This is a genomic window from Acidaminobacter sp. (assembly GCF_030247605.1).
Taxonomy (GTDB): domain Bacteria; phylum Bacillota; class Clostridia; order Peptostreptococcales; family Acidaminobacteraceae; genus Acidaminobacter.
The window spans coordinates 1-20,896 of sequence record NZ_JAOTSB010000039.1 but is presented as its reverse complement, the minus strand read 5'-3'; the positions used below and the strand labels follow the sequence as shown (position 1 = coordinate 20,896).

The 20,896-nt window shown below is 50.8% G+C and carries 16 protein-coding genes; 2 read left to right on the top strand and 14 right to left on the bottom strand.

Translation table 11 applies throughout. The annotated features are described in order from the left end of the window. Window positions 1–67 precede the first annotated feature (67 nt). The 12 genes from OEL90_RS13680 to OEL90_RS13625 all read right to left on the bottom strand — a co-directional run bounded on the left by OEL90_RS13680 (window position 68) and on the right by OEL90_RS13625 (window position 16,839). A complete protein-coding gene (locus tag OEL90_RS13680) occupies window positions 68–514 on the bottom strand; it encodes an SRPBCC domain-containing protein (protein WP_300689440.1) in 447 nt (148 codons plus the stop codon). 327 nt (window positions 515–841) lie between these two features. After that, window positions 842–2,158 carry a pyridoxal phosphate-dependent aminotransferase gene (locus tag OEL90_RS13675; protein WP_291400004.1) on the bottom strand — a complete coding sequence of 439 codons (1,317 nt, stop codon included), beginning with the start codon at window positions 2,156–2,158 and terminating at the stop codon, window positions 842–844. A gap of 660 nt (window positions 2,159–2,818) precedes the next feature. After that, complete coding sequence (gene ftcD / locus OEL90_RS13670; protein WP_291399997.1) at window positions 2,819–3,691, bottom strand: glutamate formimidoyltransferase; 873 nt, start codon at window positions 3,689–3,691, stop codon at window positions 2,819–2,821. 57 nt (window positions 3,692–3,748) lie between these two features. Further along, on the bottom strand, window positions 3,749–4,978 hold the full coding sequence (gene gltS / locus OEL90_RS13665; RefSeq protein WP_291399995.1) for a sodium/glutamate symporter: 1,230 nt from the start codon (window positions 4,976–4,978) through the stop codon (window positions 3,749–3,751). Between the two features lie 171 nt (window positions 4,979–5,149). After that, window positions 5,150–6,502 carry a sigma-54-dependent transcriptional regulator gene (locus tag OEL90_RS13660; RefSeq protein WP_300689434.1) on the bottom strand — a complete coding sequence of 451 codons (1,353 nt, stop codon included), beginning with the start codon at window positions 6,500–6,502 and terminating at the stop codon, window positions 5,150–5,152. Next, the gene (locus OEL90_RS13655; protein WP_300689431.1) at window positions 6,499–8,517 is read right to left on the bottom strand and encodes a transporter substrate-binding domain-containing protein; all 2,019 of its coding nucleotides are present in this window, start codon (window positions 8,515–8,517) and stop codon (window positions 6,499–6,501) included. Before OEL90_RS13655 ends, OEL90_RS13660 begins: the two co-directional genes overlap by 4 nt. A gap of 296 nt (window positions 8,518–8,813) precedes the next feature. Next, a complete protein-coding gene (locus tag OEL90_RS13650) occupies window positions 8,814–9,917 on the bottom strand; it encodes an alanine/ornithine racemase family PLP-dependent enzyme (RefSeq protein ID WP_300689429.1) in 1,104 nt (367 codons plus the stop codon). A gap of 99 nt (window positions 9,918–10,016) precedes the next feature. Next, entirely contained in the window at window positions 10,017–11,498 is a 1,482-nt protein-coding gene (locus OEL90_RS13645; RefSeq protein ID WP_300689426.1) for a Na+/H+ antiporter NhaC family protein, read from the bottom strand. 289 nt (window positions 11,499–11,787) lie between these two features. Beyond that, window positions 11,788–12,963 (bottom strand): ATP-NAD kinase family protein, encoded by a 1,176-nt coding sequence (locus tag OEL90_RS13640; protein WP_300689463.1) that lies wholly within the window; start codon window positions 12,961–12,963, stop codon window positions 11,788–11,790. A gap of 43 nt (window positions 12,964–13,006) precedes the next feature. Further along, window positions 13,007–14,584 carry an aminomethyl-transferring glycine dehydrogenase subunit GcvPB gene (gene gcvPB, locus OEL90_RS13635; protein ID WP_300689424.1) on the bottom strand — a complete coding sequence of 526 codons (1,578 nt, stop codon included), beginning with the start codon at window positions 14,582–14,584 and terminating at the stop codon, window positions 13,007–13,009. Between the two features lie 19 nt (window positions 14,585–14,603). Further along, on the bottom strand, window positions 14,604–16,013 hold the full coding sequence (gcvPA, locus tag OEL90_RS13630; RefSeq protein WP_300689421.1) for an aminomethyl-transferring glycine dehydrogenase subunit GcvPA: 1,410 nt from the start codon (window positions 16,011–16,013) through the stop codon (window positions 14,604–14,606). 46 nt (window positions 16,014–16,059) lie between these two features. Then, complete coding sequence (locus tag OEL90_RS13625; protein WP_300689418.1) at window positions 16,060–16,839, bottom strand: SDR family NAD(P)-dependent oxidoreductase; 780 nt, start codon at window positions 16,837–16,839, stop codon at window positions 16,060–16,062. A gap of 293 nt (window positions 16,840–17,132) precedes the next feature. Between OEL90_RS13625 and OEL90_RS13620 the strand changes: the two genes are divergently transcribed. Together OEL90_RS13620 and OEL90_RS13615 are read left to right on the top strand one after the other, a co-directional pair. Then, window positions 17,133–18,884, top strand: coding sequence for a sigma-54 interaction domain-containing protein (locus OEL90_RS13620; RefSeq protein WP_300689416.1), 1,752 nt, complete (start codon window positions 17,133–17,135; stop codon window positions 18,882–18,884). 185 nt (window positions 18,885–19,069) lie between these two features. Beyond that, window positions 19,070–19,954 carry an alpha/beta hydrolase gene (locus OEL90_RS13615; RefSeq protein ID WP_300689413.1) on the top strand — a complete coding sequence of 295 codons (885 nt, stop codon included), beginning with the start codon at window positions 19,070–19,072 and terminating at the stop codon, window positions 19,952–19,954. Window positions 19,955–20,036: 82 nt separating this feature from the next. Here OEL90_RS13615 and OEL90_RS13610 read toward each other — a convergent pair whose 3' ends face one another. Together OEL90_RS13610 and OEL90_RS13605 are read right to left on the bottom strand one after the other, a co-directional pair. Beyond that, window positions 20,037–20,159 carry a hypothetical protein gene (locus tag OEL90_RS13610; protein WP_300689410.1) on the bottom strand — a complete coding sequence of 41 codons (123 nt, stop codon included), beginning with the start codon at window positions 20,157–20,159 and terminating at the stop codon, window positions 20,037–20,039. 76 nt (window positions 20,160–20,235) lie between these two features. Next, entirely contained in the window at window positions 20,236–20,793 is a 558-nt protein-coding gene (locus tag OEL90_RS13605; RefSeq protein WP_300689408.1) for a cupin domain-containing protein, read from the bottom strand. Window positions 20,794–20,896: the final 103 nt, after the last annotated feature.

Here is a 20,896-nt window from a genome sequence, read left to right as displayed (position 1 = left end):
AATTTTAGCCGATGGTCGCGGGATCCCACAACCATCGGCTAAAAGTCTTTTCACTGCATGACGCCTTTTAGAGAGATGAGGCCTCGGCATGCTTCTTGAAATTGTCGAGAATGGCCTGCCAGCCGCCGCGCTGAAGCTCCAGGCTGTTCTCAGCCTCCGCTTCGAAAGTCTCAACCACCTTTGTGGCCGTGCCCAGGTCTATGAAGTCCACCGTCACAGCCCGGTCGCCTATGGTATAAGCGAGATGTCGATGCGCCTCAACAGCGGTGAATACGCCCTCAAAGTCAAAACCAAAAGAGCCGTCCTTGGCGGCCATCCGGTAATTGAAGCTGCCGCCGGGCTCAAGGGTATTTGTGGCGGTCGGGCAATGCCAATCCTCCGACGCGAAGTTCCAGTGGATCACGTGGGCCGGATTCGTAAAGCATGTCCAAACCCAGGCCACAGGACGTTCGACAGTTGTCTCAACTGTGATCAAAGGTTTTGCTTTTTGTATGGCTGCGGAATTATTTGTCATTCTTGCACCAGCTTTCTATTGGAATATGTAGTGAGTTGGTGAAGTAAAGAAAGCCAAACTGATAACCGTTATCATTTATTAACATTATACCCCCTGCTGTTCGGGATACACAGATTTGTTGGGGGGAGACTGCATGAAAGAATGCGGGATTTATAGGAGTCCGCTGAAGACACCCGCTGCTGCATTATATTTTCAATCTAGCGTGGATGAAGGCAGAGTGAAGAAGGCGGTGTCAGACACCACCTTCCACCCTTTATTTTACAATTTTCCGCATAAAGAAAAGCCAAGGCACTTACACCTTGGCTTTTGATCTGCATTTTTACTCGATTATCTGTTCGCTTCGTACTGCTGAAGCAGCTTGACGAACAGCTCAGGAATCTTCGCCATTTTCTCCGGTGTTTCAACAAAGGAGATGCGGAATTGGGTCTTTCCTGGGTTCTCTTTGCCGGCTTTCGTCTCGTAGAAGCCCTTCATTGGAGCGACGAGCAGCGTGGTTTGGACGCCGTCAAGATCAACGGAGCCTTCCTGAGCACAGTAAAGGACGAACTCAGTAGAGTCAAAACCTGGCTTGACGACATTGCGGACATCAATGACAGAGTATATGGATGCGTCCGGGCTGGAAACGATGAGCTTAGGCTCCAGCTCTTTCAGGCCGTTGTAGACCTTGACGATCTGCTCTTTGTAGTACTCTCTGATCTCTTTGGTCCAAGCCGCGATGCCCTCTTTAGTTTCGTGAGCGAGCGCGCCAAAGATGTACTGGCCAATGACGTTAGCGCAGAGGTTCGCCGTGTACTCCGCAACCGAGCGGTCGTGGAACTCCGCGTTGTCCGTAATGACCGCGCCTATTCTCAGGCCGCAGGCATTCCAAACTTTTGACGCTGTATCGATGCTGATTCTTCTGCCTTCAATGCCAGGAACGTCTGCGTCGCTAAGACCCCAAACGCTGACAAGTGGAGCGCCTACTTCATAGTAAAGCTCACGATACGCTTCGTCACTGATCATCCACATGTTGTATTTGACGCAGAGCGTCGCAAGATCTTTGAGCATGTCATAAGTGTAGAACTGGCCGGTCGGGTTGTCGTAAGGGATAACAAGCAGCGCGCCAGGGTTGTATTCTTTGATAGCCTCTTCGATTTCATTCATGGAAGGCAGGTTGAATTTACCGTCTTCACCCAATTGGCGTGTGACAGAGACCGTCTTGCGGCCAATTCTCTCGCCGAATGAAATGTAGTTTGTGTAAGCAGGGTCGATCATCATGAGCGGCTTTTCATCCGTGCCCGCAGGGCCGCAGACGCCGACGAGAAGGAGCTCCATCCCGGAGGATCCGCCGTCCGTAACTTGAACCATCAATTTGCTGGTGTCAAAACCTTCACATTTTAAAATGTTTTTGAAAGCTTCCTGACACTCCACGGTGCCAACGGTTGTGGAGTATCTGACAATGCCTTTCGCGAATGGGCTTTCAGGTGCGCCAAGGTTGAAGAGTCTCTTTTGCATAGCAGGGTTAGTAGGTAGTGACACGTTGCCAATGCCAACGTTGATGACAGCTTCAGGCTTTACCTTCCGCTCCTCGTATTTCATTTGTGCCAATCTGACTGCAGATGGCTTTCTAGATTGGAAATGCGCTGAAACAACTGGCTTATTCATAATCCATCTCCCCTGAAAAAATAGTTTTATGACAAAACATTGCTTTCTCTGTATGGACATACAATCCCCAATATGCCCGTTATTATTCTATCACTTTCAAATAAGAAACTCACGCATTTTTTGAGATTTTATAAAATGTTGCTCGCGATTCAAAATGCTGAATTTTCTTTATTTTCAGTGAGTTTAAAGAACTTTTTTTACTGATGTTCAACCCAGCCCGCACCAACGTCCTAGGCCATGCCCGCGTTGAAAATGACTTTGTGAAACTGGGTGTCAGACACCAAGTTTCACTTTTCTTCGCGATGCGTGGGAATTGAAACCATCGGCAAAAGCATAAAAAACGTCATTTTTTTGTCAATTAAAATAAAAACCTTGCATCTCACGTCGCTTGTGCTATACTAAGTTGAACGCTTGCCCAGCGTGGCTGATCTCCTTTGGAGGTCAGCCGTTTTTATTTTTTGCGAATTTGAATATTGGTGACGCGGACGGGTTTTGAGTTGGTGACGGGGACAACTTCTGAGTTGGTGACTGACACTCAATTCAATTTGGTGCCAGAGCTTTGTAATATTTCTGTAACATTACTCCAAAAACAAAAGAGCCAAGACCATTTCTGTTATATGGTCTTGGCTCTTCACCTTGAAATCCACTTAATACAACTGATTAATAAAGCTGCTCCATATTAAAGCCATAGCACCTGACATAAAACTTCATCAGATCTTCAAGTGCCATGACAGGAACCGGTCCGACCAACTCCGTATCTGCAATGAGAATGCCTCGGCTATCCGCCTCTGACTTAATTGTCTCGAAGACTCTGTGAATTGGCGTTTTCTGGTATTGTGTCAGATTCATGGAAATCTGAACCATCTTCTTGTCCGGGATCTCAAGTGCGATTGCCCTGACGTTCTGATAGCCGCCAGTCGCCGCGCGAACAGCTTTAACAATCTGTTTTCCAGCCGCGAGGTCGTCCGTGCGAAGGTTGACGTTAAAGGCTATGAGCGGAAATCTGACGCCTGTCACCGTCGCGCCACTCTTTGGAACGAATTCAAACGGCCCCTCGTCCGGTCTCCATTCTTCTTTCGTCATTTTTTCTTTGAAGGACTCATATTCACCCTTACGAATGTCCACCAGGCTCTTTCTCTCCGGACGTGTCGCTGCATCCTCGTAGTAATAAACCGGCACACCTATTCCACCCAAGAATTTGCCAAAAGCTTTCGCCACTTCGAGAGCCTCTTCCTGGCTGACATTTCTGGCTGGAATAAATGGAACGACATCCACTGCGCCCATTCTAGGATGAGCACCGGTATGCACTGTCATGTCGATCAGTTCTACCGCCTTTTGCGTCAAACGCTTTGTCCCCTCCAGGACTTCTGCTGGCTCACCACTATAGGTGAAAACAGTCCTATTGTGATCCTTGTCCGAATTAACTTCAAGAATGCGAACCGAAGCGTTTGAAATTAAAGCTTCTTTGATTTGCGCGATTTTTTCTAAGTCTCTGCCTTCACTGACATTGACCTCTGCCAATAATACTTTCATTCAGGTACCCCTCCGATGATTTATATTCGATAAGCCTTCATTTGACCTTGAAGATGTTTATTTAAAGAAGTTCATAAACCAGACTATGTTTGGAATGTGAATAATATCGACCAGGAATGCACCTACCAACGGCACAATGAGAAATGCCTTAGAAGAAGGACCATATTTTTCTGTGACTGAACCCATGTTTGCAATTGCGTTAGGTGTCGCGCCGAGGCCGTGGCCAAGCATGCCGGAAACCATGATAGCAGCGTCAAAGTCTTTGCCAACAAGTCTGAAGACAATAAAGACAGCGAAAAGTACAATAAATACGACTTGTGCAGCAAGAATGATGAACATTGGACCTGCAAGACCTGCCAACTCCCAAAGTTTCAAGGACATCAGCGCCATGGACAGAAAGATTCCGAGTGATACGTCTCCAAATAAATCGATAATTTTGAAGTTGAATTTAAAAAGTTTGATTTTGTCATTGAGGTTTCTTAATATAACTGCGACGAACATGGCACCAACATAACCTGGCAGGATCAGATCACCCATCATGGAAGACAAGAATCGGCTGGCAACTGAACCTATAACCATAACCACTGTCAGGATAGCAAGATGGTACATGACACTGTGGTAGTTGATCTCCGTGCTGTCGCTTGTGCCAAGTGCCTCGTCTACCGTGCCATACTTTGCAAAAGTCGGTTTAAGATCATGCTTTAGAATCAAAAATCTTGCAACCGGCCCACCCAGAAGACTTCCGGAAATCAGACCAAAAGTTGCAGCTGCCATACCAACTGTCAGTGAGCCAGTTATCCCCATTACCGATTCAGCTGTTTCACCGAATGCCGCAGCACCACCATGACCACCCGCCATTGAAACCGCGCCAGACATTATGCCCAGTATAGGGTTGATGCCTGTAAGCTTGGCTACTGCAACACCAATGACGTTTTGTGAAATTGACAGAACGCCAGCGGACAACCAATATACAATTAATACAATACCGCCCTTTTTAAGAAGTGCTAAACTGCCGCCAAGTCCAACTGTCGTAAAGAAGGCAATCATTAACGGGGATTGAAGTACAGTATCCATTTTGAACTGAATCAAGTCACTTTGTCTGAGAACAAGCGCAAGAACGGAAAAAATAAGTCCACCTATGACTGGTGCGGGAATGCAAAATTTGTTGAGGAACGACACGCGCTGACGGATCGCATAACCCATCATCAGAAGAATAATTGCCAGAGCCAGAGTTCCGATCAGATCGAATGATAATGTTGAGACGCCTTCAATGAGTTCAAATTTCATTAAAATCCTCCTTCACTTTTATGATGCAATATTCTATTGCAAAAACAATGCCAAATGTAACACCCCTTGAAAAAGCCCCATTCTCATACTTAACGACCATTACACAACAAAAAACCGGCAAAATTATCCCACTTTTCGGATAATTTTGCCGGTTCTCAACAGAGAATAGCTTCATTCTTCCAGCGACTCTTTCAACTTATACCGCAGCGTTCGCTCCGCGATCCCTAATGACTCCGCCGTCAATCGTTTGTTGCCTTCAAAATGCTGCAGCACTTTAAAAATAATCGCGCGCTCAGCCTCTTCCAAAGTACTGGTGACCGGAATGCGGATACTTCCTGTCATATCACTATCGGAAAAAATCTCTGAAGTCTCCAGACACCCCCGGACTACCTCTTCGTCAATGACCGGTCCGTCACTGTAAATCATGACGCGCTCCACCAGGTTCTGGAGTTCCCTGACATTCCCCGGGAAACTCTGAGCTTCAATCAGGCGCATCGCGCCAGCACTGACCATTTTCGCCGGAATTCCATCTCTGTAGGCCAACCCACGAATAATGTAATTCACAAGCCCCGGAATGTCATCCCTGCGGTCTCTGAGGGGCGGAATTTCAATCCTCAGCACGTTGATCCGGTAATACAAATCCTCCCTGAACCTGCCTTCACGAACCTCCTTCGCCAGATCCCTGTTTGTCGCGAAAATAAACCGCGCATCGAAGGTCTCCAGCCGATTCCCGCCCACCGGCCTGAATTCCCGTTCCTGAATCGCCCTCAGCAGTTTCGCCTGCAGTTTCAGATCCATTTCTCCAATCTCATCAAAAAATAGGGTTCCCTGATGCGCCATTCTGATTAATCCAGGTCGATCCTCCGCCGCTCCGGTAAAGGCGCCTTTGACGTGCCCAAAAAGCTCACTCTCCATGAGGTGCTCCGGGATCGCCGAGCTGTTGACAGGGATAAAAGGCCCTGCCGATTGTCGCCCAGCCCCATGCACCGCCTTAGCCACAACCTCTTTCCCCGTTCCGCTTTCTCCGGTTATCAGGACATTACTGCTGGTCCTGGCACTCCGCTCAATAAAATTGATTATAGTCTCAATCGCTTTCGAGCGTCCAACCAATCCATACGCGTAGCCCTTGCTGCCGTCCATGCCCTGAAGAGTCTTCCTCGCTTCTATGAGTTCCATAGCTTTACTGACGAGATTTCTCATTTCCTCAATTTGCAGTGGCTTCTGAATATAATGGTAGGCTCCAGCCTTCATAGCTGCTATGGTGGTTTCAATTGTCCCAAATGCCGTCATCATAATGACTTCAACTGCAGGCATCAATTGCTTGATATTTTGCAGCACCTCAATGCCATTCTCATTTTTGATGCGCAGATCGAGGAGTATCAGATCAGGCCGCTCCTCTTTTAAGGCTTTTAAAGCCGAAGATCCTGTCTTATACACACAAACCTCATAAAGATCCTCAAACGCAAATTGAATAGTTTTCAAGATCAGTGCTTCGTCATCAATAACCATCAATTTGTTTTTCATTGCGAAGCCCCTTTCTGTAAGCGAATGGTGCAAACGGTGCCCTGCCCTGGTGTGGATTTAAAATTTATGGACCCACCATAGAGTTTGAGCAATCGATCGCAAATAAATATCCCGAGACCGGTACCATCACGCTTTCTACTGTAAAATGGCTCAAATAATCTCTGCACCTCATCTTGATCCATGCCTTTTCCGTTGTCAGAAATATGAATTTCCACACCTTGATCTGAATTCATCTCAACCGAGGTCCGTACGATGCCGTCAGCCAACTCAATTGCCTCAATGGCTTCCATGGCGTTCAGATAGACGTTGAGCAAGACTTGCTTCAAGTGTTTGCTGCTGATGCGGGCGCGGATGTTTTTTACCTCACACCACTCAATATAGCCCTCATTCACTTGACTAGTGTCATTTTCCGCAATTTCCTCTTCATTCTCAGCTTTCATGCCGCAAAATTCAAGCGTTGTGCCAATCGACCGTTTGTCAAATCGCATTTCCATCATTTTGAGCGTTTCCTGAATCACGGCTGCCACATCGACACAATCCATAAAGGCAACACCCGGTTTTGTATAATCCAGGACATCGCTGATTATGTCGTTTAGGCGATCGATTTCCATCGGCACATCACTGGAAAAGGCTTCTAAAAATTTGGGGCTGTTGACCTTCTCCGGTATGAGCTGAGCGTAATTTTTGATGGTCGTCAGCGGGTTGCGGATTTCGTGGGCAATTTCGGCCATAAGAAGGCCAATGTTGCGCAGACGGTCCTGGGAGAGAAATGCATCCTCGAAATATCTTTTTTCGGTTTTGTCGGAGAAGACGATAATATGGCCAAATTCCTTCTGATCCGGCAGCTGCACTGACTTATGCCGCCATTCGAGGTTCAGGATCCCCATGGGGCCTTTGAATTCCCGTTCGTGAAAGACATCCTCATCACTGCTCAAAATTAGGGCTTCCAAATCGTCTGTCGAGATGCCATAGGTGGCCATGACTTGGTAAAGGCGCTCCCCTTCGGCATTGAGGTAACGGCTGGCAGTATCCGCCTTTAAATAGAGAATGCCATTGGTCATGCTCTGCAGCAAAGCATGGTTGAACTGAGACTCGCCGTAGAGCTCCTTCGTTCGAATCTGAACTTGCTTTTTCAACGCATTGTTCCAGAAGAACAGTGCGAGCGAAAATGCCAGAACACCGATGAGCCCAATCCAAAGAAACCGCAGTGTGTTGAGAAGGGCTTCCTGCTGGTAATTGAGGGGGCGGCCAAACCACTTTTCATAAATGGTGTCGAAGGTGCCGTTCTTTTTGATTCGGTCAAGGCCTTGGTCCAGCTGTCTCTGAAGGGTGACGTTTCCCTTCTTGACCGCCATGCCATACGCTGCTGAGCTCAGATCTGTTGAGGAGATGTCAATCTGATCGTTAATACCCAACTTATTGATGTGATAAATTCCAACAATAGGATTACCTATTGCTGCATCTGCTTCACCGCTGACCACGAGCTCTATGGCACTTTTGACATCCGGCACGTTTTTTACGGTTATTCCTTTTAAACTGACCAAGATTTGATTGGAAGCATCGCCTTGGATGGAGGTAACATTTTTCCCATGGAGATCGCTGATAGAGTCAATGCCGCTGCCTTTAACTGAAAAAATGGCATAATTATTTTCGAAATAGGGCTCTGTGAAGTCGTAAAGCCACTCTCTAACTTCCAGCCGTCTCATCCCCTGGATGGCATCCACCTCACCGTTTTGCAGAGCGGTTTGGGCATCCTCCCAGTTCATGGGGACTATGGTCACTTCAAATCCCATCTCCAGGGCAACGGCTCGCATGACGTCCACGTTGAAACCGGTATATTCCCCGTCCTCATCCATGAATTCGTATGGCGGAAGGCTGATATCCCCTGCGACAATGACTTTTTTATATGCCAGATCTGGTTCGACCGGACCTATGACATCCAACTGCATGAAGTAATAGAGAACACTGAGAATAATGATGATAACCACTAATAAGAGACTCGTCTTTTTGTTCATTGGACACCTGCCGAACTTTTGATTTTGGTCATTCTTTAGATAGACTTCTCACGTTTGCTGCGACAGTCTATTTAGAATATAGGCGTAAAAATGATTTGAGTCAAATAAGATGTAAAGTTATGGCTATGTTGAACAACACAGGAAGTGTATGACGTTGGGGACGCGGACAACTTCTGAGTTGGTGACTGACACTCAATTCAATTTAGTGCCAGAGCTTTGTAACACAATTGTAATATTGCGTTCAAAAACTAAGAGAGCCAAGACCATTTTTGCCGATGGTCTTGGCTCTTCCCCATTCACTTCAACTTAACTTTCGTCACATACTCCGACGTCATCGCGCTCAATACTGCTGTGTAATGCATATTGAAAGACAGTACCTCCCCCACCTCCAGTGGTCTGAGGCAATCCTGCACATCCACAATCAAATGGTCGCTGCTCCCACCCAAAACAATGACCCCGGGGTCAAGCGGCTTCAGCGTATCCAGAATCACATCCTGCTTTCCAATGCCCAAAATAGCCCGTCTTCGAATCCCCCGGTCCACAAACACCGGCTTCCTCCCAAAAGCATCCAGCCCAATTTCCCCATAAGGCACAGACACTTTTTCCTGAAGCTCAATGATTTCCGCATGCAGCTGAAAAACATCAGAATATGTCCCCTCAATCCGTCCGCCATAGGCAAACTCCGTTCCAAAGAGAATTGCCTCTCCAAACCGCAGCTGGTTGATGCGCTCAGGCAGCGCGCCCCCTTCCAGCATACAAACACTGCTGGAGTTTCCACCTGAGACGATCTCAAGGCCTATCCCCCATGCTGCTTCAACCTCATTTACCACACCCTCCAAAATTGCCATATTCTCCGGTCCTGGCAGCACGCCGCCAAAGCAGGTCAAATTAGTCCCGATCCCTTTCAGCGCCACCCCCTCAAGGGCCAAAATCTCACCAACCGTTGAAACCACATGCGTCGGCGAAATCCCTTCTCTCAAATCCCCAAGATCGACCATTAAAATCACGCCGTGAACACGCCCCGCTTCAAGAGCTGCGGACGACAGCGCCCTGATCGTCACCAGCTCGGAATTCAGGCTCAGATCTGCATAACACACGACTTTGCGGGCTTGGGAGACCATCGGCAGACGCAGTAAGAGTTTGGGGATGTCAAGCGCAGACAGACGCTTCAAATTCTCAAGTCTGGAATCCGCCAGCCAGGCCGCGCCGCCGCGAACACTGGCCGCTGCGATCTCCGGATCCCCGCAGTAGCATTTTGTGACCGCCGCCGCCCGCACCCCATGCCTCGCGCAGAGGTCAACCACAGCGCGGGTGTTGTGCTCAAGCTTCGCAAGATCAATGGTCATAACTGGAAAATTCAACACGTTCATATCCAAATTCAATTTCAACATCGTGCTCATAATCCCATCCCCCTACACGTAAAAAGCGTCACGGTGCAGCCTTGAAGTGCCGCCCGTGACGCTTTGTGCTGCTTGCACTTTTCTCCGTCAAAAGAAACGTTAAGCCCGCTTCTCCATCTTCGTCACCTCAGCCGCCCCCGCCTTACGAAGCCTGACCTTAGGCTCAGACGGCAGACTGAAGAGCGGAATGAACCGGTCCAGCCCGGTGATCGTCAGCACCAGCATCGACCCCACGGCAATCATCGCCATGAAGTTGTACTTGATGATCCCAAGCGCGGTGAACTCGAACAGCGGATACACCGCCGCCGCGATCGCCACATAAAAGCCCATGTAGCAGTGCCACGGAATCAGCTGGGACCCAAAGACCCCCATAGCATCCCCAAACGCCGAGTTGCGCAGCCTGAGCCGGTACATGTCCTCGTCGCTGGCTTCCACATTCTCATCCGTAATCGTTTTAATGATTGGGCCGATGGTCACAATCTGCGCCATCTCATCCGCCAGAGCCGCATTGCCGAGCAGGCTGAGCAGCGCGTTGGAGAACATCAGCTGTCTGACGTTGCGCACGGACCTGACAATGAACCGGGCCACAGGCTCGAAGGCATCCATAATGCTCATGATCCCGCCAAACGCCCCAATCCACATCATCATAACAATCGACCAGCTGCCCGCGCTCTCGAAGCCGCCCTGCACCAAATCCAGGAATTCCCCCACCGAGCCAATCGTCCCCGCGATCAGGCCGAAGACCAGAGAGCTGATGATACCGGAGCCCAGGCAGATGAACGTCGGAAACCCTTTGATCGCCAGGGCTAACACGATCAGCAGCGGCGTGATGACGTAAATTGGCACCCCTGTTTTGACCTGTTCCAGCAAAACCACCGCCGATGGTCTCTGCTCCGTCAGCGCATCCCAAGCTTCCTGAGGGATTGCATTGATCGCTTCGCCCGCGTTGCCGGTCACCGTCGGAAGACCCATGCCCACACTGACCATGAAGATGACAGCTGCAGTTGCCACCACGCAAAGCAGTGACCAAACACCTTGATGCTTTACTCTATGTACGACTTCAACTTTTTGAAGACCGGAGCTGACAACCGTTGTGTCTGAGATCAGCCCTATGTTGTCACCAAAGCACGCGCCGCCTGCAATTGCCGCTGTCGTCAAGAGCACGTCACCGCCGACAATGTGATTGAGCCAAAGGAAGATTGGCGCGCAGGCTGCGAAAGTCCCCCATGAAGTACCCGTAGCCACCGACAGGACGCAGGTGACCAGAAAACCAACCAGCGCGACGGTTTTAGCCGTGACGCCTGCGCCCAGCGACAGGTTGATGACCGCTGCGCCGACACCCGTTGCCATAAATGACTCGGCCACCGCGTAGGCCAGCATCAGAATAAAGAAGACAATAATCATTTCTTTCACGCTGTCGATGGCTTTGTTCATCACATCGGTAAACTTCATTTTAAGGGTGAGCATGGCGATAATCGCCGCGTACATTGTCGCGATTGGTGCCGCCATCAAAACGTTCATGCCATTGATCATAAGTCCGGTCAGGAGAATAATGGGTGAAAGCTTGAGTAGTGCGATCATGGGTTTCCCTCCTCTTATGGGTGATGCGGGTTGAGATGCGTGGCATTTTGTGTCGGTTGGGAGGTGGGGTCAACAAACTGGGTGTCTGACACCGAGTTTCACCCCTGACAAACTGGGTGTCTGACACCGAGTTTCAACCTAACCGAAATTCAATATCATTTTTTTCTATATTTTCTTTTATATGTAAATTCATAGTCGCAAAACGCTCTAATCATTGTATGAATTGGCGGTCTCGCTTCGAGTTTCAGAAAACCGGGTGTCAGACACCCAGTTTCATCATTCTCAAGTTTTAACGCATCGCAACCATCACCGCGGTCTTAAAGCCCGTCCAAACTTTGACGTAGCCTCTCAAAAGCGCGTCGACCTCCGGATCCCCGGTGTCCACCAGCAGCGGCTGATGTTTTAACTCTGCCAGCTTTTCCTGGGTAGCGATCACCATAAGGTTTTCTCTCCCAATACCCCTTAAGACCTCAGGGCTGAGCTGCTGGTTTCCGCGGCCAAGAAGAAAACCCTGACCGCCGGTGGGAGTGACGATCAATCGGCAGGGATGCTGTGACTGAACCGCCAACAGATTCTGTTCTGCAGCATCCTGGCAGATAACTTTGCCGTCCAGCACCACATCCACGCCCAGCAAAGTATGGGGCTGCCCCAGCGCATCCAGCACCGCCCGAGTCGTCGTCCCGGGTCCAACAAAATAAGCGGTACCGGCTTCCATTTGCGCCACCATCTCCAGGGCAATTTCCCTGTGGGCGTTGGCTTCATTTTGAGGGGAAGGGGCTTTTTTGTTCTGCATCCTCCCACGGTCACTCGGAACCATCAGATAGCCATAGAGCTTTGTCATCACTCGGCCGCTGCGGTAATCCTCTTCCGAGATATCCAGGACCTCGGCCTCTCGCCATTTGGCGCCAGTGGCAGAACCGGTGCGGTTCAAAACACCAGCCGCCAGCTCCCCCGCCTTTTCGGGGTGTGTCGCGAACACCGGCGAGTGAATCTTTACCCCCGCCGGAATCCCCACCACCGGTAAGCCAGCTTCAAAAATCCCCGCTTCTACCAAGTTGCGAGCGGTACCATCGCCGCCTGCGAACAAAATGAGCTCACCACCTTGAGCCACGACCGCTTTCGCCAAAGCCACTGTATCTTCATGCGAAGTGACCTCTCCCGAAGCGACCTGTACCACTTGGACCTCAAATCCTAGCTCCCGTGCAATCCGTTCGCCGAGTTCCCCGGATCCAGTAAGCAGAACCACTTCGTCCCGCAAGCCCAAAAGCGCTTTCAGGGCACGCGCCGCCTTGGCGGGCGCCATCGGCAGAGCACCTAAGCGAAGGGCCTCCTCGAACACGCCGTCTGTGCCTTTGAGGCCCACGCGGCCACCCATGCCGGCGATGGGGTTGATGATGAAACCAATTTTTCGAAGGTTAAGTGCCGATTCCAATTCTGCCATTTCTACCATTTCCACCGATCCCATCTCCAACCACACCTCCCAGGCAAACTATGACTTTTTATGACTTTTACTGCGTCTTTCTCAAATACACCCTCCAGGACGGCGCCCAGCGCTGCGGGTCGTCCATGTCCGACTCGTCAATCTGGTGGCACACGCTGCTGTGCGGCGCCGTCTTGATGATCTCCGGATTCGTGTAAGCCTCATCAAAGATGTGCTTCAGTGTGTTGATGTATTCATCCAGATCCTCTTTGGACGGCGTTTCCGTAGGCTCCAGGGTCGCCGGCTCAGGGATGTAATACGGGTGATGGCTCGTCCAGTAGTGCATGCCAAAGTCCATCATCCTGCGCTGGATGTCGCCGCTGGTGACCCCTGTATCCTGAGTCAGCTTCTCGATGGTATACCTGACCTGCTCAATGCGCTGTTTGCCCGGTGTATAAGGCGCATCCACGCACTCCAGGGCCATGAGCTTCTGGAACAGATAGTTGTTGTTGAGAACCGCGACCTTGGCGACCTCGTAGAGGCCTTCCGCCCCGAGAGCGCGCATCCAGGTGTAAGCCTTCAGAATGACCGGCGCTACGCCGCTGAAGAGGCGAACTTTGCCAATTCCATGAGCTGGATGCGCAAAATCGTAATTGAGGAAGTAAGTGACGCCGTTCGCATCATCCTTCCGATCAATCAGCGGCGCCGGGAGGAACGGCACCAGCCGCTCGACAACGCCGGTCGCCCCGACCGCAGGGCCGCCGCAGCCATGAGGCGTTGAGAAGGTCTTGTGGAGGTTGAAGAAGCACATGTCGAAGCCCGCTTCCTTGGCACGGGTGACACCCAAAAGGCCGTTGGCATTGGCCTGATCATAGCCACAGAGGCCGCCACGGGCATGGACCAGCTCCGTAAAGGCTTTGACCTGGGAATTGTAAACGCCGGTGTCTTCCGGATTGGCCACAATAAACGCCGCCGTCCTCGGACCCACCGCCGCCTTAAAGGCCTCGTAATCCGGATAGCCGTCCTCGTCCGGATGAATGTAGATAATCTTGTAGCCCATAACCGCTGGCGCCGCCGCGTCTGACGGGTGACTGTAGATCGTCGTGATCACTTCGTCCCGCTGGTCGCCCTCGCCGTTCGCCGCATGATACGCTCTGGCCACCGCCGCCATGGTCATGATGGCCTGACTCCCGCCGCTTGGCTGGAACGTGAACCGGTCCATGCCGGAAATCTCCCGCATGTAAAGGTCCGTTTCGTGCATGATCTCGAGAATCCCCTGCACCGTTGATGGGTCCTGCAGCGGGTGCAGCTCCGTCATCTCCGGCATTCTGGCGAGGACCTCGTTGACCTTCGGGCTGTATTTCACCGTGCACGTCCCCTGCCCAATCTCAATGTTCACGTCCGCCCCCAGGGTCTGCTGGGAAAGGCGCATGTAGTGGCGCAGTACTCGAGGCTGAGAGATTTCAGGCAGAGCTGGTGCCGATGGTCGTCTCATCCCAGCCGGCACCAGCGCATCCACCGGTCCCGTAACCTCCTGGATTGCCTTTTCCGCCTTAGGGACCAATATGCCCCGTTCCCCTGCCTTGCTGAGTTCAAAGATGATGGACTCGTCCCACTTTGCCTGATGGAATCGTCTGACTTTATGACTTCTGTCAATTCGCTTCATGTAATTTCCTCCTCCCGCCTTAGCGCGCGCCGCCCAGAATCTCTTCCAGGGCCTCAGCGAGTTTGTCGAGTTCTGATTTTGAGTGAACCTCAGTGACGCAGTAGAGCGCGCTTTGTCCGAGCTCCGGATGCTCTTTGGAGAGATCAAAGCCCCCAAAGATGCCCTTTTCAAGGAGCGCTTGGTTGATCTGCGCGACGGTTCTGCCCGTTTCGTTAAAGTCGACGACGAATTCTTTGAAGAATGCGCTCTCGAATTTGTTCGCTTTTATTTTCGGAATGTTAGACAGTCTATTAACTGCGTAATTGGCCTTTTGAAGGATGGTCTCGCCGACTTCCTGCATGCCCTTCGGCCCCATGGTTGACAGGTAGACGCCGGCAGTGATGCCCCAAAGTCCCGTCTGAGTGCCGACATACTCTTTGCCATGCTCCCTGTGATGCCCAAAGGACGTCCGATCATAAGCGACGTCACCGAAGCCATACTCTCCAGGCTCTGACGTTGGCGCTATACCAAAGAGTCTGGATGGAAACTCCATGACGAATTTTTCTTCATCTCTTGTGGACATAAAGCCGGACTGGCCGCCGCCGTAGTTCATGTGAATGCCAAGGGGCTGAAGATCTCCGCAAATGATGTCTGCGCCGTAGTGGCTTGGCGGCGCCAGGACGCCCAAAGTGATGGGATCCACACTGACGACGCTGAGGGCGCCGGCGGCGTGGGCAAGGTCTGAAATAGCCTGACCCTGATCCTCAATAACGCCGTAGAAAGTTGGATTCTCAAAATAGACTGCTGCGGTACGCTCACTCAGCTTGCCTTTCAGGTCGCTGAGGTCCAGGCGGCCGCTCTTTACGCAGTAGTCGACTTCAATGAGATCAAGGGCTGGCTTGCCATAGTTGATCATGACTTTGAGCTTTTCCCGATCCATGGCTTTAGGCACCAGGACCTCTCTTCTGCCTGTGATGCGGCCAGCCATGCGGATGGCTGTGGAAGACGCCTGAGCGCCGTCCATAGTCGGTACATTGACAATGTCAAAGTCCAGCAGCTCTGCCATCAGGCTCTGATATTCGAAGAGGGACTGGAAGCGGCCGTGGTCGTTATAGGGCTCGCCGCCGTATGCCGTGAGGAATTCGCCTCTTGAGTTGATTTCATCACAGATCGCCGGGACGTAATGCTGGTAACAGCCGGCCCCAAGGAAGTTGATGTGGTTTTTGCAGGTCTTGTTCTTTGCTAATAAGGATTCAACGTGGCGCTTGAGTTCATATTCAGACTCGAGTGCCGGCGGAAGGTTCATAGGCTCTTTAAGGCAGATTTCCTCCGGAATCTCTGCATGCAGCTCTTCCAGGGAACTGAGGCCAATCTCTTTCAGCATCTCCTGCTGAACTTCAGGCACAGAGTTCGGGATGTAAGGGTGATTCTTAAAACCTCGAAGGGTCATAGTGGTTCCTCCTTGTTTGGATGTCGGATGATAGTTGAGTTTCTGGTTAGGCAATTCCGCCGCCATCGACGACTAGTGCGGTGCCGGTGATCCATTGGGACATGTCGCTGGCCAGGAAAAGAACGGCGTAAGCTATGTCTTCCGGCATGCCAAGACGCTCAAGCGGTCTGCCTTTTGCGGAATCTTTCAAGAAAGCTTCCACGTTCTCTCCCAGCTGGCGGCCTTCTTCCCGCAGCATAGCAGTGTTGGTGTCGCCGGGGTTGATGCTGTTGACGCGGATGTTCTGCGGACCGTGATCAATAGCCATAGCTCTGGTCAGGTTGACTATGCCGCCTTTGACCGCACAGTAAGCCGCCGCTTTGTCGCCGCCTTTGAGACCCCATCCCGAGCCGGTGTTGACAATGCTGCCGCCGCCGTTTTCTGCCATAACCGGGATGACGTGCTTGGACATGAGATACGTCCCTTTGAGGCCAACATCCAGGACAAAATCCCACTCGTTCTCTTCCAGTTCCACGACTGTTTTTCTTACGGTGACGCCGGCGTTATTGAACAGGATATCAATGCGGCCAAACTCCTTAACTACTTCTGCTACCGCCTTAGAAACGGCTTCCCCCGAAGTGACGTTGCACGTATAGAAATTTGCAGTTCTGCCGGCTGCGCGGAGGGCCTGGGCCTCTGCTTCGCCGTTAGGATTCATGTCAAACATGGCGACTTTCGCGCCATAGGCACTTAGAAGCTGTGCGGTACCTAGTCCAATGCCAGATGCGGCGCCTGTGATAATTGCCACTTTACCGTCCAGATTTAAAACATCTTTACTTTGCAGCATAGTTCAGTTCCTCCTTTTGGGTGTTCGTTGCTCTCGCGTTCTATATACGCAAGTTGCGTGCCAAATATTCAACTTGTTTGGCTTCCTATTTTTGATGTTCCGCCGAAGCCTTCCAATGAGCAGGTTTTGGAGGTTTCGATTTCGGGTGGGCGGGGTGTGGGCAGGGTGACCATCGGCAGGGGTTTTGGGTATTTGCTTGCCAACATTGACAATTGAATTGTCAAACGCCAGGCAAAGATCTATAATGGTGACAACTCATTATGCAGTTAGATTTCAGAAATGGAGGTCACAACTTGATCCATTTAAGCGATTATAAACCCATGATCCAAAACCTGGTGGAGGGCATCAGCCGCGCCTTTGAGGTGGAGTGCGCCGTCTTCGACGCCCACAGTGCCCTCGTGACCAGCACCGAGGCCTATGTGAAGCGAAAAGGCAGCGCCGTTCACGCGCCGTCCATTGAAGAGGTACTGCTCAACAACAGCATCCTGGTCAACAAGCCGGGGTTCATGAAGTCCTGCGAGGGCTGCCGGTTCAAGGAAAACTGCCCCTCCACCATTGAGATCCTGAGCTGCATCCGTATTGGCAACCGGCCAATCGGCGTCATGACCATGACGTCATTCACCAAAGAAGGCCACGACCGGATCACCAACGACATCCACATTTATACCTCCATAGTCAATGAAATGTCCCAGTTGATCGCGAGTGTGGTGGACTACAGCCAAAAGGGCGATCATTTCAGCAGGCTGGAAAGTGTGCTGGAGACGACCATGGACGCGGTGGAGGACGGATTGATTGTCGTGGACCACGCCGGGTATATCAACTACGCCAATCCGCCTGCCGTCGAGCTGTTTTCATTCTGCAGCCTTTTTACCCAAAATTTGAACCAGCTCTTACCTGAAAGTGTTGTCGAGAAGGTTTTGAGCGGAAGCAGTGTCAGCAGTGAGCTTTGCCAGATTGGGGATTTTTATGCGAACGTTCAGGCGCGGCCTATCCAAATGGAGGATCAGTATATAGGCTCCTGGATCCGGCTGAGTAAAAATCACGCGCTGACATTGAAGCTGAATAAGCAAAGGGAAATTGACTATAAGGACCGCTTTTCACTGCAGCAGCTGAAAGGTGAACATTCATCCATTGTGGCGCTGAAGGGCAAGATCCACAAGATTGCGAAAAGCGCTTCCACGGTCCTAATCACGGGCGAGACGGGAACCGGCAAAAGCCTGGTGGCCAAGGCCATTCACTATGAGAGCCCAAGGTCCAGCCGGCCGTTCATTGCCATCAACTGCGCCAGTATTCCGGAATCACTGTTTGAGAGCGAGCTTTTTGGTTATGAGGAAGGCGCCTTTACAGGCGCCAAGAAGGGCGGCAAGCCGGGGATGTTTGAGCTGGCACAGCACGGCACTCTCTTCCTGGATGAGATTGGGGAGATGCCTATGACGATTCAGGCCAAGCTGCTGAAAGTGCTGCAGGATCACATGATTGAGCGGGTTGGCGGCACGCGTTCCATTTCGGTGGATGTGCGGATCATAGCTGCCACCAACAAGGAGTTGGAGGAAATGGTCTCAGCGAAGGCTTTCAGGGAGGATCTGTATTACCGTCTGAATGTCATTCCCCTCGAGATGCCCTCACTGGCTGAGCGCATTGCGGATGTGCCGCTGCTGGCTGAGGAATTTCTCAGATCTCAGTGCGACCGGCAAAAGTGTCCGAAGAAACTATTGTCTCAGGATGTCCTCGACGCCTTCATGAGCCACAGCTGGCCGGGTAATATCCGGGAGATGGAGAATCTGCTGGAGTATGCGGTCAACCTTGAAGATGGCTGCACCATTCATATGCACAGCCTCCCCGAACGGTTCCAGAGGCAAAGTGGTTTTCAGACTTTGCCCGAGCAGGTGGATCAAGCTGAGGCTCAGGCGATTCGGGAAGCCCTGGATCAATACGGATGGGATTTGAAGGGCAAAGAAGCCGCAGCTCAAGCTCTGGGCATTGGCCTCAGAACCCTTTACAGGAAGATGAAGAAGTGTGGGATTGAGAAAAGTTTAACTAGGTGACGCGGACAGCTTCTGAGTTGGTGACTGACACCAAATTCAAAATGGTACCAGAGCTTTGTAATATTCTTGTAACAATCACAACAGTAAGATTAGTCTCTCTCAGTCCAAGTGTCCCTTTCAACAAACGATATAAATACACAGGAATTGGTTTAACTAAAATAACACTAACAAGGCAGGCGACCCCCATGAAATCATTAGATCTAACCGCTAGCGACGGCCTCAAGCTATCCACTGTCATCTTCGAGGCCACCAACCGCAGCACCAACACCAAAGCCCTCCTCCAAATCATTCACGGCGCTCAGGAACACAAAGGCAGATACTATGAGCTGGCTGAGTTTCTCAAAAATCACGGCTACACCGTCGTCCTCTCTGACATCCGAGGCCATGGCGAATCCGTCAGCAAAGACATCCCCCAGGGCTACATGGACAGCCTGGAGCAAGTCATAGCTGATCAAAAGCTGATCTCAGATACCATCAAAAGCCTTTACCCCGGCAAGCCCCTTTACCTCTACGGCCATTCCCTGGGCTCACTTTTCGCCAGATGCTATCTCCAGGCGCATGATAACGAAATAGAAAAGCTCATCCTCAGCGGCACCGTGGACTACCGTTCCATCGTCAAAGCAGGCGTCCTCCTGACAAAGCTTTTCTCCCTGATCTCCGGTAAGCACGGCCACAGCCGCCTCCTGGATCATCTGCTTGGTATCAACGGCAAAGACGACAGCTGGGTCAGTGTCAACGTCACTAATCGCGAAAAGCGGCGCAGCGACCCCCACTTCTTTACGTCCTACGAGAATGCCGGCAGCCTGACCATAGCCACCTCCAACCTCTATCAGCGCGCGTTCGACAGATTCAAGTGTCAAAACCCCGACCTTGAGATCCTCGTCATCTCCGGTGAACATGATCCAATCACCGGCGGCCCGAGGGGTCTGGAAGGCTCCATGAAAGCTCTCATAAAAGCAGGCTACAAAAACATAGAGAGCAAGGTCTACAAAGGTCTCCGGCATGAAGTGATTCATGAAGATGATAAGGAGATAGTTTTCTCGGATTTGTTAAAATATTTAGGTCAATGATCACAATCAACATCATTTTAAAAACCGCACATACAAAAAGCGCCAAGACCATTTTCCCCCCATGGTCTTGGCGCTTCACTTTTTATTGATGCCTGTACTTCTCGAGCTCTTCCAAAATCTCAATAATCATGGTATCCGTCGTTACCTCGCGCAGCCGCGCCAACTCAGCGCCCTCCGGTTCAAAGGTTGAAGATCCCGCGACCATCGGCTAAATCCCTTAAAAAACTTATGCCGATGGTCACCCAACCCACATCCACCCACATTTCACTAAATTGATGAAACTAAAAACTCGGCGGCGTCATTGCCCACACGGACTCGCAGTCCTCGTCGCCAATATTGACATACCTGTGGGGAATGGTACTGTCGTAATAGATGCTGTCCCCTTCCTCAAGGATGTACTCCTCGTTCTCCATCTTAATCAGCAGGCGACCCTTGATGACCACGCCGCACTCCTCACCTTCATGGGTGACGAGACCGCCCTCCGACTGCTCACCCGGCTTGATCGTAATATAAAGAAATTCGATCTTCCGGTTCAGATCCTGCGACAGCAATTCATAAAGCGCTTTTCTGTTGGAAGTCTTGATAGTTTTTCGCTGATCGCGTTTAACCACAGGAGAGAGAACCGTCTGCTCCGCTTCTAGCTCATCAAAGAAGTAACCAAAGGATACTTCAAGGGCTTTCGAAATCTTCCAGAAAGTGACCACGGACGGCGTGACCAGATCCCGCTCAATCTGGCTTATGATCCCAGTGCTGAGGCCTGTTTTCTCAGCGAGCTCAGCAATGCTCAGGTGCTTGCTTTTTCTCATTTCTCTGATTTTCGCGCCAATATCTATATTCAAATGAACTCCTCCAGTTTTATACTACTTCCATTTTACCACAAAATGACGTTTTCATTAATTTTAATATATTGAAATTTTCATCAACAAATTGATATTAATATAT

What these genes read in the sequence shown, in the direction of transcription:
- gcvPB (WP_300689424.1), bottom strand. Translation starts at nt 14,584, where the DNA reads ATGAAGCGAATTGACAGAAGTCATAAAGTCAGACGATTCCATCAGGCA.
- OEL90_RS13675 (WP_291400004.1), bottom strand. Translation starts at nt 2,158, where the DNA reads ATGAATAAGCCAGTTGTTTCAGCGCATTTCCAATCTAGAAAGCCATCT.
- OEL90_RS13660 (WP_300689434.1), bottom strand. Translation starts at nt 6,502, where the DNA reads ATGAAAAACAAATTGATGGTTATTGATGACGAAGCACTGATCTTGAAA.
- OEL90_RS13610 (WP_300689410.1), bottom strand. Translation starts at nt 20,159, where the DNA reads ATGGTCGCGGGATCTTCAACCTTTGAACCGGAGGGCGCTGAGTTGGCG.
- OEL90_RS13625 (WP_300689418.1), bottom strand. Translation starts at nt 16,839, where the DNA reads ATGCTGCAAAGTAAAGATGTTTTAAATCTGGACGGTAAAGTGGCAATT.
- OEL90_RS13640 (WP_300689463.1), bottom strand. Translation starts at nt 12,963, where the DNA reads ATGGGATCGGTGGAAATGGTAGAAATGGCAGAATTGGAATCGGCACTT.
- OEL90_RS13615 (WP_300689413.1), top strand. Translation starts at nt 19,070, where the DNA reads ATGAAATCATTAGATCTAACCGCTAGCGACGGCCTCAAGCTATCCACT.
- OEL90_RS13680 (WP_300689440.1), bottom strand. Translation starts at nt 514, where the DNA reads ATGACAAATAATTCCGCAGCCATACAAAAAGCAAAACCTTTGATCACA.
- OEL90_RS13650 (WP_300689429.1), bottom strand. Translation starts at nt 9,917, where the DNA reads ATGAGCACGATGTTGAAATTGAATTTGGATATGAACGTGTTGAATTTT.
- gltS (WP_291399995.1), bottom strand. Translation starts at nt 4,978, where the DNA reads ATGAAATTTGAACTCATTGAAGGCGTCTCAACATTATCATTCGATCTG.
- gcvPA (WP_300689421.1), bottom strand. Translation starts at nt 16,013, where the DNA reads ATGACCCTTCGAGGTTTTAAGAATCACCCTTACATCCCGAACTCTGTG.
- OEL90_RS13645 (WP_300689426.1), bottom strand. Translation starts at nt 11,498, where the DNA reads ATGATCGCACTACTCAAGCTTTCACCCATTATTCTCCTGACCGGACTT.
- OEL90_RS13655 (WP_300689431.1), bottom strand. Translation starts at nt 8,517, where the DNA reads ATGAACAAAAAGACGAGTCTCTTATTAGTGGTTATCATCATTATTCTC.
- ftcD (WP_291399997.1), bottom strand. Translation starts at nt 3,691, where the DNA reads ATGAAAGTATTATTGGCAGAGGTCAATGTCAGTGAAGGCAGAGACTTA.